The 17153-nt window shown below is 61.2% G+C and carries 13 protein-coding genes; 8 read left to right on the top strand and 5 right to left on the bottom strand.

The window, feature by feature from the left end; all coding sequences use genetic code 11:
- Positions 1–134: 134 nt before the first annotated feature.
- The 3 genes from N2601_RS18370 to phnN are packed head-to-tail and all read left to right on the top strand — an operon-like array spanning position 135 to position 2576.
- Positions 135–821 carry a DUF1045 domain-containing protein gene (locus N2601_RS18370; RefSeq protein ID WP_104821585.1) on the top strand — a complete coding sequence of 229 codons (687 nt, stop codon included), beginning with the start codon at positions 135–137 and terminating at the stop codon, positions 819–821.
- Between the two features lie 16 nt (positions 822–837).
- Positions 838–1977, top strand: a complete 1140-nt coding sequence (locus N2601_RS18365; RefSeq protein ID WP_260303266.1) for an alpha-D-ribose 1-methylphosphonate 5-triphosphate diphosphatase — start codon at positions 838–840, stop codon at positions 1975–1977.
- A complete protein-coding gene (gene phnN / locus N2601_RS18360) occupies positions 1974–2576 on the top strand; it encodes a phosphonate metabolism protein/1,5-bisphosphokinase (PRPP-forming) PhnN (protein WP_104821583.1) in 603 nt (200 codons plus the stop codon). Before N2601_RS18365 ends, phnN begins: the two co-directional genes overlap by 4 nt.
- Positions 2577–2654: 78 nt before the next feature.
- Here phnN and polA read toward each other — a convergent pair whose 3' ends face one another.
- The gene (gene polA / locus N2601_RS18355) at positions 2655–5657 is read right to left on the bottom strand and encodes a DNA polymerase I (RefSeq protein ID WP_104821582.1); all 3003 of its coding nucleotides are present in this window, start codon (positions 5655–5657) and stop codon (positions 2655–2657) included.
- Between the two features lie 447 nt (positions 5658–6104).
- Between polA and N2601_RS18350 the strand changes: the two genes are divergently transcribed.
- Together N2601_RS18350 and N2601_RS18345 are read left to right on the top strand one after the other, a co-directional pair.
- Positions 6105–6521: a MarR family winged helix-turn-helix transcriptional regulator gene (locus N2601_RS18350; RefSeq protein WP_104821581.1), complete on the top strand. Its 417-nt coding sequence runs from the start codon at positions 6105–6107 to the stop codon at positions 6519–6521.
- Between the two features lie 113 nt (positions 6522–6634).
- Positions 6635–8023: a M20/M25/M40 family metallo-hydrolase gene (locus N2601_RS18345; RefSeq protein ID WP_104821580.1), complete on the top strand. Its 1389-nt coding sequence runs from the start codon at positions 6635–6637 to the stop codon at positions 8021–8023.
- A gap of 100 nt (positions 8024–8123) precedes the next feature.
- Here N2601_RS18345 and N2601_RS18340 read toward each other — a convergent pair whose 3' ends face one another.
- The 4 genes from N2601_RS18340 to N2601_RS18325 form a co-directional block, all read right to left on the bottom strand.
- The gene (locus N2601_RS18340) at positions 8124–9185 is read right to left on the bottom strand and encodes an ABC transporter ATP-binding protein (RefSeq protein ID WP_104821579.1); all 1062 of its coding nucleotides are present in this window, start codon (positions 9183–9185) and stop codon (positions 8124–8126) included.
- Positions 9182–10783, bottom strand: coding sequence for an ABC transporter permease (locus N2601_RS18335; RefSeq protein WP_104821578.1), 1602 nt, complete (start codon positions 10781–10783; stop codon positions 9182–9184). The genes N2601_RS18340 and N2601_RS18335 overlap by 4 nt, the downstream gene beginning before the upstream one ends.
- 186 nt (positions 10784–10969) lie before the next feature.
- Positions 10970–11986 carry an iron ABC transporter substrate-binding protein gene (locus N2601_RS18330; RefSeq protein WP_104821577.1) on the bottom strand — a complete coding sequence of 339 codons (1017 nt, stop codon included), beginning with the start codon at positions 11984–11986 and terminating at the stop codon, positions 10970–10972.
- A 246-nt stretch (positions 11987–12232) separates the two neighbouring features.
- Positions 12233–13570 carry an MFS transporter gene (locus N2601_RS18325; RefSeq protein WP_104821576.1) on the bottom strand — a complete coding sequence of 446 codons (1338 nt, stop codon included), beginning with the start codon at positions 13568–13570 and terminating at the stop codon, positions 12233–12235.
- 57 nt (positions 13571–13627) lie between these two features.
- Here N2601_RS18325 and N2601_RS18320 point away from each other — a divergent pair, with 57 nt between their 5' ends.
- The 3 genes from N2601_RS18320 to cyoB are packed head-to-tail and all read left to right on the top strand — an operon-like array spanning position 13628 to position 17153.
- Positions 13628–13915, top strand: coding sequence for a hypothetical protein (locus N2601_RS18320; RefSeq protein ID WP_158704411.1), 288 nt, complete (start codon positions 13628–13630; stop codon positions 13913–13915).
- Positions 13916–13965: 50 nt separating this feature from the next.
- A complete protein-coding gene (cyoA, locus tag N2601_RS18315) occupies positions 13966–15102 on the top strand; it encodes a ubiquinol oxidase subunit II (protein WP_104821575.1) in 1137 nt (378 codons plus the stop codon).
- 47 nt (positions 15103–15149) lie between these two features.
- Positions 15150–17153 (top strand): cytochrome o ubiquinol oxidase subunit I, encoded by a 2004-nt coding sequence (gene cyoB, locus N2601_RS18310; protein ID WP_104821574.1) that lies wholly within the window; start codon positions 15150–15152, stop codon positions 17151–17153.

The raw sequence follows: 17153 nt of genomic DNA, 5'->3' as shown, positions 1-17153 counted from the left end.
CGCAGGTCGGCAAGACAACATTGCTCGAACCCGCTTTAGCCGGATTCGAACCGCTGCTGCCTTGCTGCTCTTGCGGTTTGTCGCAAATCACCCAACAGTGTCTCGCGCAGCCGATTTTTCCAAGGAATGCAGCCTTGCGCTATGCTCTCTATTTCACGCCGCCCAAAGACGATCCGTTGACCGCGCTTGCCGCTCTCTGGCTGGGCCGCGATGCATTTTCCGATGAGATTTTCTCGGACAAGGCCATGGGTCCCGTGTCGGAAGACCATGCCGAGCTGACCGCCGATCCGCGCCGCTACGGCTTTCACGCCACGCTGAAGGCACCTTTCGAGCTTGCCGGCTCGGTGACCGAGCGCGATCTTCTCGATGTCGCCACAGAATTTGCCTCACAGACCAAGGCTTTCACCATTCCAGAGTTGGTCTTGGGCCAGCTCGGTCATTTCTTCGCGCTCGTGCCCGGCTCGCTTTACCAGCCGCTGCAGGATTTTGCCTCGCGCGTGGTCAAGGCTTTCGAACCGTTCCGTGCGCCGCTTTCGGATCACGACATAGCCCGGCGCAAGCCGGAAGGCCTGACGGAACCGCAGCGCGCCAATCTGTTGTGCTGGGGCTATCCCTACGTCAATGACGAGTTCCGCTTCCATATGACGTTGACGGGGCGCGTCCCCACCGAACGTCAAGCCGACATGCACGACGTCCTGCGCGCGCGCTTCGCCGACCATATCGGCAAAGCGCTTCACGTTTCCGGCCTCGCCGTCTTTATCGAAGAAGAGCGCGGCGCTCCCTTTACCGTCCGTTCCTGGCTGCCGCTTTCCGGCGCCTAATAGCGAAAGACCTGACATGACCAAAGAAACCGTCCTTTCCAACGCCCGCATCGTCCTCGAAGACAAGATCGTCGAAGGCTCCGTGCTGATCCGTGACGGTCGCATTGCCGGCATTTCCGAAGGTAAGTCCGCTATCGGCGAGGATTTCGAGGGCGATTACCTGATCCCCGGCCTGGTCGAACTGCACACGGACCATCTGGAAGCCCATTATTCGCCGCGCCCCGGCGTGCGCTGGAACAAGACGGCCGCCATCCAGGCGCATGACGCCCAGATCGTCACCTCCGGCATCACCACAGTATTCGACTGCTTGCGCATGGGCTCGGATGAAGACGGCGGTTTCGAGCGCGGCGAGATGCGCGACATGGCCGACGCGATCCAGGCGGCAGAGCGCGAAGATCGGCTGCGCGCCGAACACCTGATCCACCTGCGTTGCGAAGTCTCCGCCGACAACGTCCTCGATCACTTCCAGGACTTCGAGAAAGATCCTTATGTTCGCCTGGTCTCGCTGATGGATCACGCGCCCGGCCAGCGCCAGTTCCAGACCATGGATCAATACATCTTCTACTATCAGAAGAAGCGCGGCTTGAGCGACGAGGCCTTTGCCCTTTTCGTCGCCAAGCGCCAGGAAGAATCGGCCAAATACGCGACCCCACATCGCGACGCCATCTCCAAGGTCTGCGCCGAGCGCGGCATCACCATCGCCAGCCATGACGATGCGACGCTCGCCCATGTTGACGAAGCCATCAATTATGGCGTTCGCCTTGCGGAATTCCCGACCAGCATCGACGCCGCCAAGGCGTCGCACGGCGCGGGCATGAGCGTGCTGATGGGCGCGCCTAACATCGTTCGTGGCAAGTCGCATTCCGGCAATATCGCCGCCCGCGATCTCGCCGAACTCGGAGTCCTCGACGTTCTGTCCTCCGATTATGTGCCGCTCAGCCTGCTGCATGCTCCCTTCATCCTCGCCGACGAGGTGGAGAGCATTTCGCTGCCGCGGGCGATCGCCATGGTGACCGCAACCCCCGCAAAGACCGTCAGCCTGAACGACCGTGGCCGCATCGCCGAGGGCCTGCGCGCCGATCTCGTGCGCGTCCGTCGCGATCATGGTGTGCCGGTGACGCGCTCGGTCTGGCGAGAAGGACGGCGTGTCGCATGACGGTCGAGGCCCACATAAAGCCGGCTAACGGCCTATCGGCCGATACCGTCGGCATCATGGCCGTGGTGGTCGGACCGAGTGGGGCCGGCAAGGATACGCTGATGAATCTTGCCGCCCGGCATTTTGCCGGCCGGCCGGATGTTCATTTCGTCCGCCGCGTCATCACCCGGGAAAGCGATGCCGGCAACGAGGATCACAAAAGCGTCTCGGACGCCGATTTCGACGCCATGGAGCGCGCCGGCGCCTTCGCCGTCTCCTGGGAAGCGCATGGGCTGAAATACGGAATTCCGGCCGCGGTCAGGGAGGAGCTTGCCCGCGGCCATCTCGTCATCGCCAACGGCTCGCGTTCGGTGCTCGACCGCTTCCAGACCGCCTTTCCGCAATTGAAAGTCATCAATGTCACGGCGCGGCGCGAGGTATTGGCAGAGCGGCTGATGGCACGCGGTCGCGAAAGCCGCGAGGATGTGCTGAAGCGGCTGGAACGTAGCTCGCTCACCGTCAACGGCAGCTACGACGTCGCTGATATCGACAATAGCGGCACGCTCGACGAGGCCGAACGCGCTATCATTGCCGTGCTGGAAGCGCTGATTGGGAAGTAAGCGGCCGGTGTTCCGCCTGACGCATTTTTTTGCACACCAAATCGCGGATCTCTCACCGCCTCCTGCTGCGCCCGCGGCTCAATGGGCTTCATCCCAATTGTTGGCGGCGCGGGCGTCCACCTTCAGCGGCACGGACATATCCACCGCCGGCATGGCGGCATTTTCCATCACCGAGACAATGATCGGCGTCGAGCGCTCGACATCGGCGTCTTCGACTTCGAAGATCAGTTCGTCGTGCACCTGCAGCAGCATGCGCACGCGATCGGCGAGGCCGGCTGCCGCAAGCGCCGGCTCCATCTTGATCATGGCGCGGCGGATGACGTCGGCGGCGGAGCCCTGGATCGGCGCGTTGATCGAGGCACGCTCATTGAAGGCACGCACGGACGGATTGGAGGAGCGGATTTCCGGAAAATGCACGCGGCGGCCGAAGATGGTCTCGACATAGCCCTTGTCGCGCGCGGCCTGCTTGGTGCTTTCCATATAGTCGCGGATACCGGGGAAACGCTCGAAATACCGCTTGATGTAATCGCCGGCTTCCGAGCGCTCGATCGACAATTGATTGGCGAGACCGAAAGCGGAAATGCCGTAGATGATGCCGAAATTGATCGCCTTGGCGCGGCGGCGCACTTCGCTCGGCATGCCCTCGATCGGCACGCTGAACATTTCCGATGCCGTCATGGCGTGAATATCGACGCCGTCGGCGAAGGCCTGTTCGAGCTGCGGGATATTAGCGACATGCGCCAGCACACGCAGTTCGATCTGGCTGTAGTCGGCGGAGATCAGCTTATGGCCCGGCGTCGAAATGAAAGCCGTGCGGATCTTGCGGCCCTCAGCCGTGCGAACCGGGATGTTCTGTAGGTTCGGCTCCGAGGAGGACAAGCGTCCGGTCGTGGTCGAGGCCAGCGAATAGGAGGTGTGGACCCGTTTGGTCTCGGGGTGGACATAGCCCGGCAACGCATCGGTATAGGTCGATTTCAGCTTGGTGAGCTGGCGCCAGTCGACGATCTTGCGCGGCAGCTCGAAGCCGGCGGCCGCCAGGTCTTCCAGCACTTGCGCCGAGGTCGACCATTGCCCGGTCTTGGTCTTGTTGCCGCCGGCAAGGCCCATCTTGCCGAAGAGAATATCGCCGAGCTGCTTCGGCGAGCCAATGTTGAAGCGCTCGCCGGCCAGCGTGTAAATTTCATCCTCAAGGGCTGCGGCGCCCTGCGCCAGCTCGCCGGAGAGGCGCGACAGGATCTGCCGGTCGATGGTGATGCCGCGTTCTTCCATGTGGGCGAGAACCGGCAACAGCGGCCGCTCCAAGCGCTCATAGACGCTCGTCAGCTTTTCCGCTGCCAACCGCGGCTTCAGCACCAGCCAGAGCCGCAGTGTCACATCGGCATCCTCGGCAGCGTAAGCCGTGGCGCGGTCGATATCGACGAGATCGAAGGTGACGTTGGATTTGCCGCTGCCGGCGACATCCTTGTAGGCGATCGGCTTGTGGCCGAGCCAACGCTCCGACAGGCTGTCCATGCCGTGCGTGGCATTGGCGCCGCCATCAAGCACATAGGACAAAAGCATCGTGTCGTCGAAGGCCTTGAGCTCGATGCCATAGCGCTTCATCAGCAGGTAGTCGTATTTCAGGTTCTGCGCGATCTTGAGGACGGAAGTGTCTTCAAGCAGGTCCTTCAATCGCGGAAGGGCATCGCGCAGCGGGATCTGATTGTCCACCAGCCCGCCGCCGAGCAGATCGCCGACGCCATTCTTGTGCCCGAGCGGCACGTAGGCGGCGCGGATGATCGCGCCGGAGGGATCGTTCCGGTTATCGGCGATCGCCAGCGAAAAACCGACGATTTCGGCCTGCATGGCATCGAGCGAGGTCGTCTCCGTATCGAAGGCGACGATGCCGGTTTCGCGCGCGTCCGCGATCCACCGATCAAGCGCGGTCACGTCGCGGATGGTGACATATGTCGAGTGATCGATCGGCGCGGTGGCAAAGCTTGCCGCCCGCGCCTTGGCGAGTTCGGCCGGCTCCGCGGCGCTCTCCGACGCCATGCGCGACTTGACGACCGGCGCAGGCACGGAGGCACCCTCGGCCGCGACCTCGCTGCCGGCAACGAGATCGACATTTTCGCTGACATCCAGGTCGGGGCCATGGGCGGTATCGCCCCATTCGACCTTGACCTCGGATGGTTCGATCGCAGCAGCATCGCAATTGCAGGCATCGGCAACGCGACGCGTCAGCGAGGTGAATTCCATCGTCTTCAGGAAGCCGACCAATTTCGGGCCGTTCTGCGGCTCGAGCACCAACGCATCGAGCGGCAGCTCCAGCGGCACATCGGTCCTCAACGTCACCAACTGCCGGGAAATCCGGGCGAGCTCGGCATTGGCGATGATGTTTTCGCGGCGCTTCTGCTGCTTGATCTCTCCGGCGCGGGCGAGCAGCGTATCGAGATCGCCGAACTCCTCCAGAAGCTGCGCCGCCGTCTTCGGGCCGATGCCGGGAATGCCGGGCACATTGTCGACGGAGTCGCCGGTCAGGGCCTGCAGGTCGATCATCTTTTCCGGCGGCACGCCCCACTTCTCGACGACATCGGGGATGCCGATCTGCTTGTCCTTCATGCTGTCATACATATGGACCATGGGAGTGACGAGCTGCATCAGATCCTTGTCGGAGGAGATGATGGTGACATCGGCGCCGATCGCCTCGGCCTGGCGGGCATAGGTGGCGATGATGTCGTCGGCCTCGAAGCCGTCGGTCTCGATGCAAGGCAGGTTGAAGGCGCGCGTCGCCTCGCGGATGAGCCCGAATTGCGGGATCAGCTCTTCCGGCGGCGCTGAGCGGTTTGCCTTATAGGCATCATAGATATCCTTGCGGAATGTCTTCGAGGAGTAGTCGAAGATGACCGCAAAATGCGTCGGCGTGACGCCGACCGAGGTGTCGCGCGCCGAGGTCAACAGCTTCCATAGCATGTTGCAGAAACCGGAGACGGCGCCGACCGGCAATCCATCGGATTTGCGCGTCAGCGGCGGCAGGGCATGAAAGGCCCGGAAAATGAAACCGGAGCCGTCGACGAGGAAGAGATGATCACCTTTTTTCATGGAAGCATGGATAGCGTGGCGCACCTCCAACGTCCATATAAAGTTCCATCTGGCGATGTGCAGAAAGGGCGAAATCTCTCACCGAAACGTTACCAATTTTTAATCAATCTAATCTGCGGATTCCCTTGAAAAACCATATTTGCAGCCTCATTTCATACTCACCGGCGATTGATTACGCCGAGGGTCTGGCAACCGGCCTGTCCCCCGCCATGTCAGACTTGGACAAAGGCCTATCCCCCTCTCCGGGCCTTTGTCCCCCTTCTGAAGCCGCCATGGTCCTCCCTCCAGGCCATGGCGGCTTTTCTATTAGAATCCATTAACATAGCCAGCAAAACAAACCGCAAAATATAACCCGAATTTGGCTTGCCTTAGACGTATTTCACCCAAGATTTGATGATTGTTTTGCTCCAAAATACGGGCATACTTGCAATCATGGGATTTAATCGGATGGAATCTGCGGCCTACCTTGCCAATCAGATGGCGAAGGGATTTGCCCGCTCGTTGCAACAACGGGCGGCGGGGCTTGGCTTTTCGCCCGGCCAATTTCCGATCCTGCTCGAATTATGGTCCGAAGACGGGCTGACGCAGAAACAATTGCTGGAGCGCGTCGACATCGAACAGGCGACGATGGCCAACACCCTGTCGCGCATGGAACGCGACGGGCTGGTGGAACGCCGGCCGCATCCATCCGACAAACGCGCGCAACTGGTCTTCCTGACCGGCAAGGCCACTGCCATGCAGACGGAAGCCGTCGAGGCGGCGATGGCGGCGGACAAGGAACTGTTCCGCGGCTTCCGCAGCTTCGAGCGCGAACTGCTGCTCGAATATGTCCGGCGCATCCTGGAGAACGCCAAGCAACTCTAGCTCTGTCTCTCTCGTTCAATTGATCGGGCATTCGGAAGTTTTCGATTTTCCTGCCTCGAAACCGGGCCGGCTTTGGTCTATCGTCCGGCCAATTTCCACGTAAGGAGTCGGATATGACCGATGTATCGCCCGTTCTCGACCGTGCGGACCAGAACCTTCCGTCCAGCCTCGACAATCTGTTCGAACTGCTGCGCATCAAATCCATCTCGACCGATCCGGCCTTCAAGGCGGAATGCCGCAAGGCGGCGGAATGGCTGGTCGCCTACCTGACCTCGCTCGGCTTTACCGCCTCCGTGCGCGACACACCCGGCCATCCGATGGTCGTCGCCCATCACGACGCAGCAAATGCCGATGCGCCGCATGTGCTGTTCTACGGCCATTACGACGTGCAGCCGGTCGATCCGATTGAGCTTTGGGAGAGCGATCCTTTCGCGCCAGCCATCAAGGATGTGGGCACTGGCCGCAAGATCCTGACCGGCCGCGGCACCTCCGACGACAAGGGTCAGTTGATGACCTTTGTCGAAGCGGTCCGGGCCTACAAGGAAATCAAGGGTGCGCTTCCGGTCCGCATCAGCATCCTGTTCGAAGGTGAAGAGGAATCCGGCTCACCGTCGCTGAAGCCTTTCCTTGAAGCCAATGCCGCCGAGCTGAAGGCGGACTATGCGCTGGTCTGCGACACCGGCATGTGGGACGGCGATACGCCGGCAATCTCGGCCGGCTTGCGCGGCCTCGTCGGTGAAGAAATCATCATCAATGCTGCCGATCGCGACCTGCATTCCGGCATGTTCGGCGGCGCGGCCGCCAATCCGATCCATATCCTCGCCGATATTCTCGCCGGCCTGCATGACGAGACCGGCCGCATCACTCTCGACGGCTTCTATGACGGCGTCGAGGAGACGCCGGGCAATATCAAGGCTTCTTGGGAAACGCTCGGCATGACGACAGAAAAATTCCTCGGCGAAGTCGGCCTCTCCATTCCCTCGGGCGAAAAGGGCCGTTCGGTGATGGAACTCACCTGGGCACGGCCGACGGCTGAGGTCAACGGTATCACCGGCGGCTATACCGGCGCCGGCTTCAAGACGGTCATCGCCGCCAAGGCGTCAGCGAAAGTATCGTTCCGCCTCGTCGGGCAGCAGAACCCGGAAGCGATCCGCGAGAGTTTCCGCGCTTACGTGCGCTCGAAGGTTCCGGCCGATTGCTCGGTGGAATTCCACGAGCATGGCGCCTCGCCGGCAATCCAACTCTCCTACGATTCTCCGGTGCTGACCAAGGCGAAGAATGCTCTTTCCAACGAGTGGCCGAAGCCGGCTATCGTTATCGGCATGGGCGGATCGATCCCGATTGTCGGGGATTTCCAGAAGATGCTCGGCATGGAATCCCTGCTGGTCGGTTTCGGCCTCGCTGACGATCGCATCCATTCGCCGAACGAGAAATACGAGCTGAAATCCTATCACAAGGGCATCCGCTCCTGGATCCGCATCCTCGACGCGCTTGCCGCTTGAGCTACTAAGCGGTGATGGCGCCTCTCACCTTCTCCTCTCGGGGAGAAGGTTCCAACCCCAACGGCTGCTCCAGCAGCATCGTCGGTTCAACCGGAAGAGGCTATCTGCCGACCACGTCGAAGGCATGCGCCTTGCCGAGCACGCTGACATGGACAGTGCTGCCGATCTCCGGCAGGCCGACGCTGGAGCTTTTGATGGTGAGCGGCGCGGCGCCTGCGGCATTGGCAAGGGCAAGCGTCACCGTGCAGACCGCGCCGCCGAATTCGACGTCGATGACCTCGCCGGCGCATAGGACACCGGAAGTTTCGCCATCGATCGCATTGAACCGCAATTGCTCGGGGCGCAGCATGATTTCCGCCCGGCCCCGGCGGCCGTTCGCGTCGGTCGGGATGCGGCCGAGCGCGCAATCGGCAAAGCCATCACCCAGTTCCGCCGGCAGCAGGATGGCGTCTCCAAGGAAAGTGGCCGTCTCGCGGTCGCAGGGATTGAGATAGAGCGTTTGCGGCGTTCCGGCCTGCACTAATTTACCCTCGCGCAGAACGGCCACCTGATCGGCGAAGGAGAGCGCTTCAGCCTGGTCGTGCGTTACCAGGATCGTGGTGATACCGGCGTTCTGCAACACGCGGGCAACGGCCTTGCGCATGTTTTCTCGCAGGCCCGTGTCGAGCGCGGAAAAGGGCTCGTCCAGCAACATCAGCCTGGGCTTGCGGCCGAGCGCGCGGGCAAGCGCCACGCGCTGCTGCTGGCCGCCGGAGAGCTGGTGCGGGCGGCGATCGAGCATGCCGCGATCGAGCTCCACCATATCGATCAGCGCGTTGATCTGTTCGGCACGATCGGCCAACCCGCGCTCCATGCCGAAGCCGATATTGTTCGCCACGCTCAAATGCGGAAACAATGCGCCGTCCTGCGAAACGATGCCGATGCCGCGGCGGTGGGCAGGCACGACGGCTGGCCCATTCGCCAGCAGATGATCTTCCAGCACTACCTGGCCGGCATCCGGAGTCTCGAAGCCGGCGATGATGCGCAGCAGCGTCGTCTTGCCGGAACCGGAAGGGCCGACGACGGCGGTGCGGCTGCCGGCGGCGACCGTGAGGTCGATATTGTCAAGCGCGTGCACCGGGCCATAGTGCTTGCTGATATTCTTGATCGCCAGAAAGGTCATTGTCCGGCCGTCCGCTTGGATTGCGCATAGAGAAGAAGGGTGAGCGGCAGCGACAGCACTACCATCATGAAGGCATAGGGCGCGGCGGAGACATAATCGATCTCGCTGGTGAGCGACCAGAACTTCGTCGCCAGCGTCTCCGTGCCGTTGGGCGACAGCATCAGCGTCGCCGTCAATTCGTTGGTAATGCCGAGAGCCGCAAGCGCCACGCTCGCCGCGAAACCGGGAGCGGCAAGCCGCATGGTGATCTGCCGCACGGCTTGGCCCGGCGTGCGTCCCAACGCCATGGCGGCGCGTTCGAGCTCGACCGGCGCCTGGGCGATGCTGGAGCGCAAGCCCACCATGGCGCGCGGCAGGAACAGCAGGACATAGGCGAGCAACAGTGTCGCAAAGGTCTGATAGAGCGGCAGTATCAGCCGCACGGTGATCGACACCAGCGCCAAAGCGACCACGACGCCCGGCAGCGAGCCGACATAATAGTGGCAGGCTTCGAGGATGCGCTGTAGCCGGCCGGGCGCGCGTACCGAGAGCCAGGCCATGGGGATAGCGGCGATGGTGGCCAGCACACCGCCTGCAACGGCAAGCACGATCGTCTGCAGCAAAGTTGAGCCGATCGTATCCATCCGCCAGATGCCGGCACCGCCGAGATAGAGCCAGCGCGCCAGCGTCACGAACGGCACGCCGAGCGTCAGCACGGCCGCTGCCAAGGGCAGCGCAATGGCCGGGATGACGAACCAGCCGAGACGGCGACGATCCGCCGGGCGGGCCGCACCGGAGCCGACACGGGCGTAGCGCTCATTGCCGCGCACCAACACCTCGATGCCGAGCAGCAGCAGACAGCAGAAGACGAGAACGCCGCCGAGCATGTTGGCGGCCGGGCTGTTATAGGCGGACTGGAACTGATCGACGATCGCCGTCGAAAAAGTGTCGAAGCGGATCATCACGTAGAGACCGTATTCCGCCAGCAAATGCAGGCCGATCAACAGCGAGCCGCCGCAGATGGCGAGGCGAAGCTGCGGCAGGATCGCCCGGAAGAAGACGCGCCAGGGACCGAGGCCGAGCGAGGCCGCGGCATCCTCGATCGCCGGATCGAGGCGGCGCAACTGTGCAGCTACCGGCAGATAGAGGAAAGGATAATAGGCGAGCACGGAAACCAGCACGCCGCTCCAGAGCCCGCGCATGCCCGGCAAGAGGCTGACCCAGGCGTAGCTGTGCACGAAGGCGGGCACCGCAAGCGGCGCGACCGCCAGCCAGGACCAGATGCGGGAACCCGGGATATTCGTCCGCTCGGTCAGCCAGGCGAGCGTGACGGCAAGCGCGATGCAGAGCGGGATGGTGCAGACTTCGAGAAGGACTGTATTGGTCAGCAATTCGCCGACGCGACTGCGGAAAATGAGCGCAATGGCGTCGCTCCAGCCGGTGTCGACCGTGATCCAGACAATGAAGCCTAGCGGCACGAGGCTCAGAAGGGCGACGACGGATGCAAGGGCGATGACGGAAGCGTGCGGGACACGGCCACCGGACGCAGCGGTCAACGGAGGTAATCGCAGGGCAGCGGCCTGAGCGGCCGGCGCGGCATATGTGTTCTTCTGCAGCAAGTCTTAGCTGCCTTTCACGCCCTGAAATAGGAAAGCAATCGCCACTAAAGGCGATTGCCGGGATCGAAATGGCCGAATGGCCATCCGCATGCCCCTAGCAGGGCATGCGGACCGGATGCAAGGGGCTACCCTTCATTGACGCATAAGCCTTTCCGAAAACCGCTTCGCAGTTTTCGGGGTTATGCGTTAGATCAACCCGGCTTCGGTCATGAGATCGGTCACCTTCTTGCTGTTCAGCTTGGAAGGCTCGACCTTGGGTGCCTGCAGATCGCTGAGCGGCACGAGCTTCGGGTTCGACTGAGCACCATTGCCGACGGCATATTCATAGGAATCGCCATCGCGCAGAACGGCCTGGCCGCCCTTGCCTGTGATCCACTTCAGGAACGCCTGAGCTTCCTTCTTATGCTGGCTGGAGGCGAGGACGCCGCCGCCGGAGATGCTGACGAAAGCGCCCGGATCCTGGTTCTTGAAATAGTGCAGCGCGACGTTCTTGCTGTTTTCGCCCGTCTTCGCCTGATCGCCGAACCAGTAATAGTGATAGATCACGGCACCCTCGATCTCGCCGGCATTGACGGCCTTCATGGCAACGCTGTTGCCCTTGTAGGGTGTTGCGTTTTCCTTCAGCGCCTTCAGCCAGGACTTGGTGACGTCCTCGCCCTTCAGTTCGAGAAGCGCGCTGACGATCGCCTGGAAGTCGGCGCCGGCCGGCGAGGCACCCCAACGGCCCTTCCACTTGGGATCGGCGAGGTCGAGCAGCGACTTCGGCAGATCGCCCTCTTTCAGCTTGGTCTTGTCATAGGCGAAAACCGTCGAGCGGGCGGCAACGCCGACCCAATCGCCATCAGCCGCCTTGAAGGTTTCCGGTACCTGCGCCAGCGTATCGGCATCCACCGGTGCAAAGAGCTTGCTGGCGTCGACCAGCGTCATGCCGGGAGAATTTTCGGTCAGGAACACGTCTGCGGGAGATGCGGCGCCTTCCTCGACGATCTGGTTGGCGAACTGCATGTCACTGCCGTTGCGGATCGTCACCTTGATGCCGGTTTCCTTGGTGAAGCCATCTGCCCAGGCCTGCGTCAACGCCTCGTGCTGTGCATTATAGACGACGATGCCTTCAGAATCGGCGGCGTTGGCCGTCAGCGGCGCAAGCGCAAGACCCGCGGCAAGCGCCAAGGCGCTGGTGAGATGGGTAAAGGAAAAAGTCATCGGCATCCTCTCGCTGAAACCCGTCCGTGACGGTGGTGCGGTAGCCTATATTTTTCTTGACTATCGTTTTCAAGTTTCAGCACGTTCTTTTTTATCACAAAAGTTTGAAAAGGGAGTCAAGATTTGGCTGTCGCTCCCCGGCAAGATCCAGCCAAGCGCAGATGACATGCTCAAGATGAGGTGTGATCAAAAGAAAAAGCCGCGGCGCTTTCACACCGCGGCTTTCTTGATGCTTCAAAGCTTCGATCAGTTGTCGCGCGTTTCCAGCGTTTTGCTGAAGAAGATCGCAACGAGCGTGCAGACGACGCCGGAAAGCAGGTAAAGGCTGGTATAGACTAGGCCGAACTGGCTGGAGAGGGCGAGCGCGACGAAGGGTGCGAAGCCGGCGCCGATCAGCCAGGAAAGGTCCGAGGTCAAAGCCGAGCCGCTATAGCGATAGTTCCGGCTGAAGCGCGAGGCGCTGGCGCCGGCGGCCTGCCCAAAGGAGAGGCCGAGCAGCGTGAAGCCGACAACCACGTAGATATGGCGACCGGTGACACCGCCATCGAGCAACCAGGGTGCGACGAAAGCAAAGGCCGCGATCAACACAGCGCCAAGGGCAAGCTGGTTGCGGCGGCCGATACGGTCGGCGAGCAGGCCGGAACAGACGATTGCGGCGATACCGCAGATCGCACCGAGGAATTCCACCAGCAGGAACGAACCGGGGGATTGCGCGCTGTAGAGCGTCACCCAACCAAGCGGAAACACCGTGACCAGATGGAAGGTCGCGAAGCTTGCCAGCGGCACGAAAGCGCCGATCAGCACGTCGCGGCCATGCACGCGCAGAAGCTCCGTCATCTTGACCGGCTCCAGCTCATGACGTTCCAGCAACGCGCCGAATTCCGGTGTGGCGACCAGGCGGAGCCGGGCGAAGAGAGCCACGACATTGACCATGAAGGCGCAGAAGAAGGGATAGCGCCAGCCGTATTCCAAGAAATCGAACGTCGAAAGACTCGTTACGAAATAGGCGAAAAGAGCGCTCGCCAGCATGAAGCCGGTCGGCGCGCCGAGCTGCGGGATCATCGCATACCAGCCGCGGCGATCGGCGGGCGCGTTGAGCGCGAGCAGCGACGCCAGGCCATCCCAGGCGCCGCCGAGCGCTAGACCCTGGCCGATGCGCAGGGCCGCGAGCAGGATGATCGCATAGACGCCGACTTCGCTATAGCCGGGCAGGAAGCTCATTGACGCCGTGGAGCCACCGAGCAGGAACAGCGCGACCGTCAGCTTGACGCCGCGGCCGTAGGTGCGGTCGATCGCCATGAAGATGAACGAGCCGATCGGGCGGGCGATAAAGGCAAGCGAAAAAACCAGGAAGGAAAGCAGCGTGCCCTGCAAGGGATCCGCGAAGGGGAAGATCAGCTTCGGGAAAACCAGGACCGATGCGATGGCGTAAACGAAGAAATCGAAAAACTCGGACGTGCGACCGATGATCACGCCGATGGCGATATTGCCGGGGTCGACAGTGGCGCGAGCATGCATGTTGCGTGCATCGCGTTCTAAACCTGAAGACGTTGGATTTAAGGATTCATGTGTGGCGCTGGCCATATACGGGAGCCTCCCTCTCCGGACGCGAATTCCTCCACGAAATCGCGTCGAGGTAAGATGTTTTATCAAACTTACGAACTTATCAAGTATCGTGCATGGAATAATTCGCGAATTGGCGATTGGATCTGGCCTAATTTCCGTCTTTTGCCGCCACAATCCCACGGCGGCGCGCTGCGGCCGGTAGCCATATCCGCCGATCTCGGTATATTAGCCGCAACAAAGCAACTGCGCGTTGGAAAACCTTCTGGATTTCTCAAGATTTTCCCGATAGGGGAAGTTGCGCCCCGATACCGCATTGCACCCAAGCTTGCTGCGGTGCGACGAAACACCTCATACCGTTCATGACCGCCGTCCTTTAGTCGCCATACGGTCAATAACAAAAAGAGCTTTGAGACGTGCCAAGACTATCGAAGATTTTCAGCCGCTTATCCGTCCTACCGCTCATCTTGCTGCTCTCGGGCTGCAACATGGTGGTGATGGCTCCCTCCGGCGACATCGCCGTGCAGCAACGCGACCTTATCGTCGTCTCGACCGTCCTGATGCTGTTGATCATCATACCGGTGATTTTCCTAACCCTGTTCTTTGCCTGGAAATATCGCCAGTCGAACACGACAGCACCCTATAATCCGGACTGGCATCATTCGACCCGCCTCGAGCTCGTCATCTGGTCGGCGCCGCTCGCCATCATCATCGCGCTCGGCGCGGTGACCTGGATCAGCACCCACCAGCTCGACCCCTACCGGCCGCTCGACCGCGTCGCCGCCGGCAAGCCGGTGACCACCACGACAAGACCGCTGAATGTCGAAGTCGTGGCGCTCGATTGGAAATGGCTGTTCTTCTATCCCGATCTCGGCATCGCCACGGTCAACGAAATGGCCGCGCCGGTGGATGCGCCCATCAACTTCAAGATCACGGCCTCCTCGGTGATGAACTCGTTCTTCATTCCCGCGCTCGCCGGCCAGATCTACGCCATGCCTGGCATGGAAACGAAGCTGCATGCCGTCATCAACAAGCCGGGCGAATATCAGGGCCTGTCCGCCAACTACAGCGGCGCCGGCTTCTCGCATATGCGCTTCAAGTTCCATGGTCTGAGCCAGGCCGACTTCGACCAATGGGTCCAGAAGGTCAAGAGCCAGGGCTCGACCCTCGGCCGCCCGGAATATCTGACGCTCGCCAAGCCGAGTGAACGAGAGCCGGTGCGTTACTACAATTCGGTCGACGACGGCCTATACGACGCCATCCTCAATATGTGCGCCGATCCCAGCAAAATGTGCATGGGCGAGATGATGCATATCGACGCCAAGGGCGGCGCCGGCAAGGACAGCCAGGAAAACCGCGAGCGCCTGATCTACGACAACCGCGGTGCGGATGCAGGCGAAGTGACGCCGGTCAAGGCTGACGGCAGCGCTGGCCATACCATGCAGCAAGGCGACAACTCGATGCAGGGCATGGGCTCCATGCAGGGCATGGATATGGGCAACGGCTCTTCTTCCGATTCGTCGACCGGTTCGGCGCAGCATCAGGGTCACTGATCCGGTGCGCTCAATAACAAGACATTCATAAGGGACAGAGGCGATCCATGTTTTCCAACCCGGACCTCTATAAATTCATCTTCGGTCGGCTGACGCTCGATTCGATTCCCTATCACGAGCCTATCCTCGTCGTGACCTTCATCGGCGTTGCCCTCGGCGGTATCGCCCTTCTCGGCCTGCTGACTTATTTCCGTCTTTGGGGCTATCTCTGGAAGGAATGGTTCACCAGCATCGATCACAAGAAGATCGGTATCATGTACGTCGTGCTGGCACTCATCATGCTGCTGCGCGGCTTCTCCGACGCATTGCTGATGCGCCTGCAACAGGCGATCGCCTTCAACGGTTCCGATGGCTATCTGCCGCCGCACCACTACGACCAGATCTTCACCGCCCACGGCGTCATCATGATCTTCTTCGTGGCGATGCCCTTCGTCACCGGTCTGATGAACCTCGTCGTGCCACTGCAGATCGGCGCACGCGACGTCTCCTTCCCCTTCCTCAACAACTTCTCGTTCTGGATGACGACGGCCGGCGCGATCATCATCATGATCTCGCTCTTCATCGGCGAATTCGCCAAGACCGGCTGGCTGGCCTATCCGCCGCTTTCCGGCATCGCCTATAGTCCCGACGTCGGCGTCGATTATTACATCTGGGGCCTGCAGGTCGCGGGTATCGGAACGACGCTTTCGGGCATCAACCTGATCGCGACCATCGTCAAGATGCGCGCTCCGGGCATGACCTTCATGAAAATGCCGGTCTTCACCTGGACCTCGCTCTGCACCAACATCCTGATCGTCGCGAGCTTCCCGATCCTGACCGCCACGCTCGCATTGCTGACGCTCGATCGCTACGCCGGCACGAACTTCTTCACGAACGACCTCGGCGGCAATCCGATGATGTATGTCAACCTCATCTGGATCTGGGGCCACCCGGAAGTCTACATTCTGGTGCTGCCGGCCTTCGGCGTCTTCTCGGAAGTCGTCGCCACCTTCTGCGGCAAGCGCCTCTTCGGCTACGCCTCGATGGTCTACGCCACCTGCGTGATCATGATCCTCTCCTACCTCGTCTGGCTGCACCACTTTTTCACGATGGGCTCGGGCGCCAGCGTCAACTCCTTCTTCGGCATCACCACGATGATCATCTCGATCCCGACGGGTGCGAAGCTGTTCAACTGGCTGTTCACGATGTACCACGGCCGCATCCGCTACGAAGTGCCGATGCTGTGGACTGTCGGCTTCATGGTGACCTTCACCATCGGCGGCATGACCGGCGTCATGCTCGCGGTTCCGCCGGCCGACTTCGTGCTGCACAACTCGCTGTTCCTGATCGCCCACTTCCATAACGTGATCATCGGCGGCGTGCTCTTCGGCATGTTTGCGGGTGTCAACTACTGGTTCCCCAAGGCCTTCGGCTTCAAGCTCGATCCTTTCTGGGGCAAGATGAGCTTCTGGTTCTGGCAGATCGGCTTCTGGTTCGCCTTCATGCCGCTCTATATCCTCGGCCTGATGGGTGTTACCCGCCGCGTCAACCAGTTCGACGATCCGTCGCTGCAGATCTGGTTCATCATCGCAGCCTTCGGCGCCGGACTGATCGCCATCGGCATCGCCTGCTTCCTCATCCAGCTTGCCGTCAGCTTCATGAAGCGCGAAGAGCTTCGCGATCACACCGGCGATCCCTGGAACGGCCGTACGCTGGAATGGTCCACCTCGTCGCCGCCGCCGGCCTACAACTTCGCCTTCACGCCGATCGTCTATGATCACGACGCCTGGTGGGACATGAAGAATCGCGGTTACAAGCGTCCGACGGAGGGTTTCATCCCGATCCACATGCCGAAGAACACTGGCACGGGCGTCATCCTCGGCGTTCTCTCCATCGCCTTCGCATTCGGCATGATCTGGTACATCTGGTGGCTCGCCGCCATTACCTTCGTCGCGATGATCGCCATTACGATCGGCCATACCTTCAACTATAAGCGCGACTTCTACATTCCCGCCGACGAGGTCGTGAAGACTGAGGCCGAGCGCACGAAGGCGCTCGCAGGACAGGTATAA

Source organism: Rhizobium sp. CB3060 (genome assembly GCF_025200735.1).
GTDB lineage: Bacteria > Pseudomonadota > Alphaproteobacteria > Rhizobiales > Rhizobiaceae > Rhizobium.
This window is presented reverse-complemented; position numbering and strand designations above follow the sequence as displayed.

Bases quoted from the DNA above. Each gene is read 5' to 3' on its own strand.
- phnN (WP_104821583.1), top strand. From the start codon at position 1,974: ATGACGGTCGAGGCCCACATAAAGCCGGCTAACGGCCTATCGGCCGAT.
- N2601_RS18350 (WP_104821581.1), top strand. From the start codon at position 6,105: ATGGAATCTGCGGCCTACCTTGCCAATCAGATGGCGAAGGGATTTGCC.
- N2601_RS18325 (WP_104821576.1), bottom strand. From the start codon at position 13,570: ATGGCCAGCGCCACACATGAATCCTTAAATCCAACGTCTTCAGGTTTA.
- N2601_RS18345 (WP_104821580.1), top strand. From the start codon at position 6,635: ATGACCGATGTATCGCCCGTTCTCGACCGTGCGGACCAGAACCTTCCG.
- N2601_RS18340 (WP_104821579.1), bottom strand. From the start codon at position 9,185: ATGACCTTTCTGGCGATCAAGAATATCAGCAAGCACTATGGCCCGGTG.
- N2601_RS18365 (WP_260303266.1), top strand. From the start codon at position 838: ATGACCAAAGAAACCGTCCTTTCCAACGCCCGCATCGTCCTCGAAGAC.
- polA (WP_104821582.1), bottom strand. From the start codon at position 5,657: ATGAAAAAAGGTGATCATCTCTTCCTCGTCGACGGCTCCGGTTTCATT.
- cyoB (WP_104821574.1), top strand. From the start codon at position 15,150: ATGTTTTCCAACCCGGACCTCTATAAATTCATCTTCGGTCGGCTGACG.
- N2601_RS18320 (WP_158704411.1), top strand. From the start codon at position 13,628: ATGTTTTATCAAACTTACGAACTTATCAAGTATCGTGCATGGAATAAT.
- N2601_RS18330 (WP_104821577.1), bottom strand. From the start codon at position 11,986: ATGACTTTTTCCTTTACCCATCTCACCAGCGCCTTGGCGCTTGCCGCG.